Here is a 6,875-nt window from a genome sequence, read left to right as displayed (position 1 = left end):
TGTGCAAAACGCTTTACCGGCAAGTTCGAGCCGGCCAACCGCTTCCCAGGCGCGACCATCCTGGCGGCTCTCCATCGAGAACAGCCCGGCCCCTTGTGCCGCTGCACCGATTGGCAGCAACAGAAACAATGCCCCCCAGAGCACATTGCGCACAAATCACCTCCGATGTGAGACTTCGCAGTGCCATCTGAATCAGGCGAAACTATGACGCAAGGCCAGAGTCGGGTTCCTACAGCCTGGACGCTTCCAGGGCAGCGGGTTTCGGACCACCCGTCGCCCAGTCCAGCAGCTCGACCGTATGCACGATTGGAACATCCGTTCCTCCGCCGATCTGCATCATGCAGCCGATATTGCCGGCTGCGATGATCTGTGGCTGTTTCGCCTCCAGCGTCCGGACCTTGCGGCCCTTGAGCTGTTTCGAAATCTCCGGCTGCATCAGGTTATATGTCCCCGCCGACCCGCAGCACAGATGGCTGTCCGCAGGCTCCACCACCTCGAACCCTGCTGCCTTCAACAGCGTCTTGGGATGTGTCTTGATCTGCTGGCCATGTTGCAGGCTGCAGGCCGCATGATAGGCCACGCGCGCTCCGCCATGCACAGCCCTGGCCTTTGCCACGGCCGCTTCGTCAACCAAATCCACAAGCACTTCGCTGACATCCTTGGCAATCGCCGACACGCGCGCCGCGTCCCCGGCCAGTGGATCATTGCGAAACATGTGCCCGTAATCCTTGACCGTGGTGCCGCAGCCGCTGGTGTTGATGACAATCGCGTCAAGCCCGCCCGCGTCCATCTCGCGCGCCCAGGCCCTCACGTTGGCCGCCGCCGACCCGTGGCTTTGGTCCACCTTGCCCATGTGATGCGTCAGCGCTCCGCAACAGCCCGCACCCTCGGCTACCACCACCTCGCAGCCAAGCCGTGTCAGCAGCCGGATGGTGGCATCGTTGATATCGGTGTTCAGCGCCTTCTGCGCACAGCCGGTCATCAGCGCGACGCGTTTCTTGCGCGGCTGTTGGGGCGCAAAGCTCTGCGGATCGTCATTGCGGCTCACTGGCGGGATGCGCTTGGGCGCCATCTCCAGCATCGCCTTCAGGCGCGCATCCGGGATCAGCGGGGCAAAGGGCCTGCCGATCTTCGCCAGAAGCAGCGCCACCCGGAACCGCGCCGGATAGGGCAGGATCTGCGCCAACGTCCAGCGCAGCGCCCGATCATGCCAGGGCCTGTCGTAATGCGCCTCGATATAGGCCCGCGCGTGATCGACCAGATGCATGTAATGCACGCCGGACGGGCAGGTCGTCATGCAGGCAAGGCAGGACAGGCATCGGTCGATATGGGTAACCGTCTTTTCATCCGGCACACGCTCGTTTTCGAGCATGTCCTTGATCAGGTAAATCCGCCCGCGAGGACTGTCCAATTCATCGCCCAGCACCTGGTAGGTTGGACAGGTCGCGGTGCAGAACCCGCAATGCACGCAAGCCCGCAGGATCTCGTTGGATCGCTGGAAGTCGAGATCCTGCAACTGATTTTCCGTAAATGTCGTCTGCATGATCTACCCCATCAATCCGGTGTTCAGGATCCCCCTGGGATCAAACCGCTGCCGCAGCCCGTGTGACAGCGCCGCAAGTTCCGCCGGTTCCGGCTGAAACTTTGGCTGCCCGCTCCCGCGCACGAGCGTGGCATGGCCGTCAAAATCACCCAGGCGTGCCCGCAGATCCGTGCCCTCCGGCACGCTCATCCAGATCAGGCCGCCGCCCCAATCGTACATCACCGCCTTTGCGCCGCTCCGCCGGGCCAGATCGGCCCCGGTGGTCGGCCTGCCGGATACGCGCCAGACATCCCCCGGCGTGCCGTGGAACGGGGCAACATCCCGGATTTGCGCCCAGTGCTCGGCCACGCCATCCGCGTCGCTCTCGATCCGCGTGCCCATGTCCGCAAACAGGGCCGCAAGCTGCTCTGCACGGTAGCGGACCGATCCCGAAAATCCTTCGATACGCAGCATGGTGACGGGGCCGTCCCCCATCCCGTTTGGAAGATGGGCTGCGCCAGACACCTCGAACGGGGACCGCAATGCCCTGGCCATCGCGGCGATCGCTTGTGAGTCATCCAGCCCGTCGATCATGATGCACGCGGTACGCTCGGGCGTCGGCAGAACCTTCAGGCTGACTTCGGTGAGGATGCCAAGGGTGCCCCAAGAGCCGGTCATCAGCTTCACGAGGTCATACCCCGTGACATTCTTCATCACGCGCCCGCCGTTTTTGACAAGGGTCCCGGTCCCATCGACAAACCGCACGCCGAGCATGAAATCCCGGCAGGCCCCAACCGACACGCGGCGTGGCCCGCTGACATTTGCTGCAACAACACCGCCAATCGTCGGAGCGCCCGATGTGCCCATCAACCCGCGATGGTCCATTGGCTCGAAAGCTAGCCGCTGCCCCTCGGCAGCAAGCGCCGCTTCGATCTCGGCCAAGGGTGTGCCCGCCTGCGCGACAAGGGTCAAAGACCCCGGCTCGTAGAGCGTGATCCCCGACAACCCACCGGTCTCGAGCATCTCCCCATTAAGGTTAACGCCCCGCGTTCCCCCGCCACGCACACGAATCGGTCGTGTCGCCGATGCGATCATCTCGGCCAGGTCGGCCTCTGTCTCAGGTCTCATGATCTTCTCTGGTTCCAAAATATCCCGGGGGAGGCGCGCAAGGCGCGCCGGGGGCAGCGCCCCCAATCCTACTCTGCCGCCAGCGCGACGCTGCGACGGCTCTCGGACGCGGCCAGCGGAAACACCTTTGCAGGGTTCAGCAGCCAGGCCGGATCGAACACGTCCTTCACCGCCATCTGTGCCTCGAGATCGGCAGGCGCGAACTGGTCCACCATGAGGTCGCGTTTCTCGATCCCCACACCATGTTCTCCGGTCAGGCACCCACCCACCTCGACACAAAGCCGCAGGATATCCGCGCCAAGCGCCTCGCAGAGTTCAAGATCACCCTCCTTGTTCGCATCGAACAGGATCAGCGGGTGCATGTTGCCGTCGCCTGCATGGAACACGTTGGCCACGTCCAGCCCGTATTCCCTGGACATCTCGCCGATGCGCCGCAGCACGTAAGGCAGTTCGGACACCGGGATCGTCCCATCGAGGCACATGTAATCGTTGATCTGCCCCATCGCGCCAAAAGCCGATTTGCGGCCCAGCCAGATGCGCCCGGCCTCATCGGCATCCTTGGCCTCGCGCAGCTCCACCGGGTTGTGCCGCCGGGCGATCTCGAGGATCAGTGCAAGCTGCTCGTCGATCTCGGCCGGGCTGCCCTCGACCTCTACAATGAGCAGCGCCTCGCACATCGGGTAGCCCGCCTTGGCAAAGGCCTCGGTCGCCTCGATGCAGGGGCGGTCCATGAATTCGATGGCCACGGGCAGAACACCGGCCTTGATGATATCGGCGACGCAGGCCCCCGCAACCTCGTTCGACTCGAACCCCATCAGCACCGGCCGCGCGCCTTCGGGTTTCGGCAGGATGCGCAGCGTGGCTTCCGTCACCACACCCAATTGTCCCTCAGAGCCGCAGATCAGGCCCAGCAGATCGTACCCGCCGGCATCCAGATGCTTGCCGCCGATCTCCATGATGGTGCCATCCATCTGCACCATGGTGATACCCAGCAGGTTGTTGGTGGTGACGCCATATTTCAGGCAATGCGCGCCGCCCGAATTCATCGCGATATTGCCGGCGATGGCGCAGGCCAACTGGCTCGACGGGTCGGGTGCGTAGAAGAACCCGTCATCCTCGACCGCGCCGGTGACGCTCAGGTTCGTGCGACCTGTCTGCAGGCGGATGATGCGATTGTCGTAATCCGTCTCGATCACCTCGGTCATCCGCGCCACTCCCAGCAGCACGCAATCGGCGGTCGGCAATGCACCCCCCGCGAGTGAGGTGCCCGACCCGCGTGGCACGACCGGTACGCCCATGTCGTGACAGACCCTGAGGACATCGGACACTTCTTGCGTGGAGGCGGGCAGCACCGCTGCAAGAGGCGGGCATTTATACGCGGTCAGGGCGTCACACTCGTAGGCGCGCGTTTCCATCTCGTCCGAGATCACGGCATCCTGCGGCAAGACCTTGCGCAGGCGGCTGACGATCTGTTCCTTCAAGGACAGCACCCTGGCGTCGGGTTGGGGCATTTGCATGGCGGGCTCCTCCGAATTGGTAAGATTATATAACCAATCTTGCGTCAAAAGCTAGAAGAATCTTCTCCCCCTTGGCACTGTAGCCCCTTGCTTTTGGCCGCATCGCCGGTCACGAAGCAATCATGGACTGGATCAAGATCATTCATATTCTTTGCGTCATGGGCTGGATGACCTCGATCTTCGCGGTCCCGCGGGCGCTGATCTACTGGAAGCGCGAACATGACCGCATCGGCGAATTCGGCCCGCTGGGCGACCTGACGATCCGGCTCTACCGCTTTTCCGCCGGGCTGGGTGTGATCGCGCTTGTGACCGGGCTGTGGCTCGGGGGGATTTGGGGCATGCCGCCCTGGGTCTGGCTCAAGCTGGGTTTGGTGCTGCTCCTCGCACTGCATTATGCTTGGACCGGGCGGCTTGTGATCCGCGCGAAACGCGGTGCGTTTACCGAATCTGACCGCTATCTGCGCATCTTCAACGAAATCAGCGTGTTCGGGGTGATCGCGATCCTTTGGGTTGTCGTCGTCAAGCCGTTCTGATGGAGTGGTTAGACCGCCTTTACCTGTTCACGGTGCTGGATGCGGTGGGCCTTGGCCTGCTTATAGTCAGTTGGATCGGCAGCACGATCATCATCGAGAACGCGCCGAAATCGCATCGGTCCACGTCGGAGATCATGGCCGGGTATCGCCGCGACTGGATGCGCACGTTTGTCGATCGCGATCCGCGTATTTTCGACAGCCAGATCATCGCAAGCCTGCGGCAAGGCACTGCCTTCTTTGCCTCCGCCAGCATGATCGCCATCGGGGGTGGCTTCGCGCTTTTGGGGAACGCCGAACGCCTGCGCGGTGTGGCGCAGGACCTGACACTGGAAAGCGATCCGATCTTCCTGCTCGAGGTCAAGCTGCTGGTGCTCTTGCTGTTCGCGGCGAACGCGTTCCTGAAATTCGTCTGGTCGCACCGGCTGTTCGGCTATTGCTCGGTCATCATGGCGGCGGTGCCCAACGATCCGACCGACCCCAAGGCCTTGCCCATCGCCTTGCAGGCCGGCGAGATCAACATCACCGCGGCGCGGGGCTACAACCGGGGTTTGCGGTCGGTCTATTTCGGGATCGCCTCGTCCGCCTGGCTTCTTGGCGCCGAGCCCTTGATACTTGCCAGCTTGGTAACGCTGCTGGTGATCCTGCGCCGGGAGTTCGCGTCGAAATCGCGGCATGTGCTGCTCAATGGCGCGCCGGATGCGGAAACGTGATTTTGCGTGTTGCCGGCGATCTGCTACCGCTTGATCATGATGTATCGTTCCTTGGTCGGCCTCCTGATTTTCACAGGTCCTGTCTTTGCGGACCCGCCTGAAATTGTCGGCTCGGACATCAGCGCAAACCGTGTGTCGGTGACAGTGTCGCATCCCGATACCGGGTGGGAGCATTACGCCGATGGCTGGCGGATCGAAGCCGACAACGGCGCGGTGATCGCCACACGCGAATTGCTGCATCCGCATGTGAATGAACAGCCCTTCACCCGGAGCCTGAGCGTTGGCGGCCTGCCAGAAGCGCCTCTGTTCATCCGGGCGAAATGTTCGGTAGATGGTTGGTCCGAGACCCGCGCGCCCCTGCCGCGCTGAAACCGGGTGAGGATCGCTGACCCAATGTTTCGCACGCGAAACATCTGGGCCGGATCGGACCTATTTACCCTTCGTCAATTACATCGGCATGCAGATGCCGTTGCCCGCGTGCCTCGGAGAGTCGGATCTGTTTCTGCCGCTCGCGGAACCGCGCCTTGTCCGTGTCCGAGGTCTTGTCGATGCACAGATGGCAGGACACGCCATGTTCATACTCCGGCCTGTCACGATCCTCGGGCAGAATCGGATGTCGGCAAGCGTGGCACAACAAATGCGGTCCTTCCCGAAGGCCATGACCCACCGACACGCGACCGTCGAAGACAAAGCATTCCCCCTGCCAGGTACTTTGGTCCTGCGGCACCTCTTCGAGGTATTTCAGAATGCCGCCCTTGAGGTGATACACCTCTTCGATCCCCTGGCTGAGCAAGTAGTTCGTCGATTTTTCGCAACGAATACCCCCGGTGCAGAACATCGCGATACGCTTGTTGTGGAACCGGTCCTTGTTCTGCTCCCACCATTCCGGGAATTCGCGAAAGCTTTCGGTTCCGGGGTCCACTGCGCCGTCGAACGTGCCAATGCCGACCTCGTAGCCGTTGCGCGTGTCGATCACGGCCACATCCGGGCTCTGGATCAGGTCGTTCCATTCAGAGGCATCGACATAATGCCCGACTGATGCGCGCGGATCGACGTCCGGAACGCCCATCGTCACGATCTCTTTCTTCAGCCGGACCTTCATCCGGGCAAACGGCCGGTCCTGCGCGGTGGACAGTTTCCAGTCCAAGTCGGCGCAGCCGGGCAGGGCGCGCAGATGGGCTAACAAATGGTTAACGCCAGCCTCGGGACCAGCCACCGTCCCGTTGATCCCTTCGCGTGCCAAAAGCAGCGTGCCCGTGATCGCATTGTCGCGACAGACCGCTAGAAGCGGATCGCGCAACGCGGCAGGATCGTCGAAGCGTGTAAAATGATATAGTGCGCAAACCGTGAACATGGGCGTGGAATTACGCCCGCAGCACGCCCTGCGCAAGGCTGCCGAATGCCGCAAGCCTTGACCGTTCCTGTCAGGCTTCATACCCACATGAGACGCAACAGGAGGCTGCCG

Annotated in this window: 7 protein-coding genes; 3 read left to right on the top strand and 4 right to left on the bottom strand. The window is 62.4% G+C overall.

Features of this window, described 5'->3' with window-relative positions; translation table 11 throughout:
* Positions 1–229: 229 nt before the first annotated feature.
* The 3 genes from glcF to LCF59_RS14410 all read right to left on the bottom strand — a co-directional run bounded on the left by glcF (position 230) and on the right by LCF59_RS14410 (position 4,167).
* Complete coding sequence (gene glcF, locus LCF59_RS14420) at positions 230–1,543, bottom strand: glycolate oxidase subunit GlcF (RefSeq protein ID WP_292288315.1); 1,314 nt, start codon at positions 1,541–1,543, stop codon at positions 230–232.
* Between the two features lie 3 nt (positions 1,544–1,546).
* Positions 1,547–2,650, bottom strand: a complete 1,104-nt coding sequence (locus tag LCF59_RS14415) for an FAD-binding protein (RefSeq protein ID WP_292288314.1) — start codon at positions 2,648–2,650, stop codon at positions 1,547–1,549.
* Positions 2,651–2,718: 68 nt separating this feature from the next.
* On the bottom strand, positions 2,719–4,167 hold the full coding sequence (locus tag LCF59_RS14410) for an FAD-linked oxidase C-terminal domain-containing protein (protein ID WP_292288313.1): 1,449 nt from the start codon (positions 4,165–4,167) through the stop codon (positions 2,719–2,721).
* A 122-nt stretch (positions 4,168–4,289) separates the two neighbouring features.
* Between LCF59_RS14410 and LCF59_RS14405 the strand changes: the two genes are divergently transcribed.
* Genes LCF59_RS14405 through LCF59_RS14395 form a run of 3 tightly spaced genes read left to right on the top strand, consistent with a single transcriptional unit; the run spans position 4,290 to position 5,779 of the window.
* Positions 4,290–4,700: a CopD family protein gene (locus LCF59_RS14405; RefSeq protein WP_292288312.1), complete on the top strand. Its 411-nt coding sequence runs from the start codon at positions 4,290–4,292 to the stop codon at positions 4,698–4,700.
* Positions 4,700–5,410, top strand: coding sequence for a DUF599 domain-containing protein (locus tag LCF59_RS14400; protein ID WP_292288311.1), 711 nt, complete (start codon positions 4,700–4,702; stop codon positions 5,408–5,410). Before LCF59_RS14405 ends, LCF59_RS14400 begins: the two co-directional genes overlap by 1 nt.
* A 36-nt stretch (positions 5,411–5,446) precedes the next feature.
* Positions 5,447–5,779 carry a hypothetical protein gene (locus LCF59_RS14395; RefSeq protein ID WP_292288310.1) on the top strand — a complete coding sequence of 111 codons (333 nt, stop codon included), beginning with the start codon at positions 5,447–5,449 and terminating at the stop codon, positions 5,777–5,779.
* 64 nt (positions 5,780–5,843) lie between these two features.
* Here the strand turns inward: LCF59_RS14395 and LCF59_RS14390 are convergent, their stop codons facing one another.
* The gene (locus LCF59_RS14390) at positions 5,844–6,764 is read right to left on the bottom strand and encodes a rhodanese-related sulfurtransferase (protein WP_292288309.1); all 921 of its coding nucleotides are present in this window, start codon (positions 6,762–6,764) and stop codon (positions 5,844–5,846) included.
* Positions 6,765–6,875 lie beyond the last annotated feature (111 nt).

The sequence above is a fragment of the Marivita sp. genome, assembly GCF_020055675.1.
Classification (GTDB): Bacteria; Pseudomonadota; Alphaproteobacteria; order Rhodobacterales; family Rhodobacteraceae; genus Marivita.
This window is presented reverse-complemented; position numbering and strand designations above follow the sequence as displayed.

Coding starts and splice junctions, on each gene's coding strand:
- glcF (WP_292288315.1), bottom strand. CDS start 1,543: ATGCAGACGACATTTACGGAAAATCAGTTGCAGGATCTCGACTTCCAG.
- LCF59_RS14415 (WP_292288314.1), bottom strand. CDS start 2,650: ATGAGACCTGAGACAGAGGCCGACCTGGCCGAGATGATCGCATCGGCG.
- LCF59_RS14410 (WP_292288313.1), bottom strand. CDS start 4,167: ATGCAAATGCCCCAACCCGACGCCAGGGTGCTGTCCTTGAAGGAACAG.
- LCF59_RS14405 (WP_292288312.1), top strand. CDS start 4,290: ATGGACTGGATCAAGATCATTCATATTCTTTGCGTCATGGGCTGGATG.
- LCF59_RS14400 (WP_292288311.1), top strand. CDS start 4,700: ATGGAGTGGTTAGACCGCCTTTACCTGTTCACGGTGCTGGATGCGGTG.
- LCF59_RS14395 (WP_292288310.1), top strand. CDS start 5,447: ATGATGTATCGTTCCTTGGTCGGCCTCCTGATTTTCACAGGTCCTGTC.
- LCF59_RS14390 (WP_292288309.1), bottom strand. CDS start 6,764: ATGTTCACGGTTTGCGCACTATATCATTTTACACGCTTCGACGATCCT.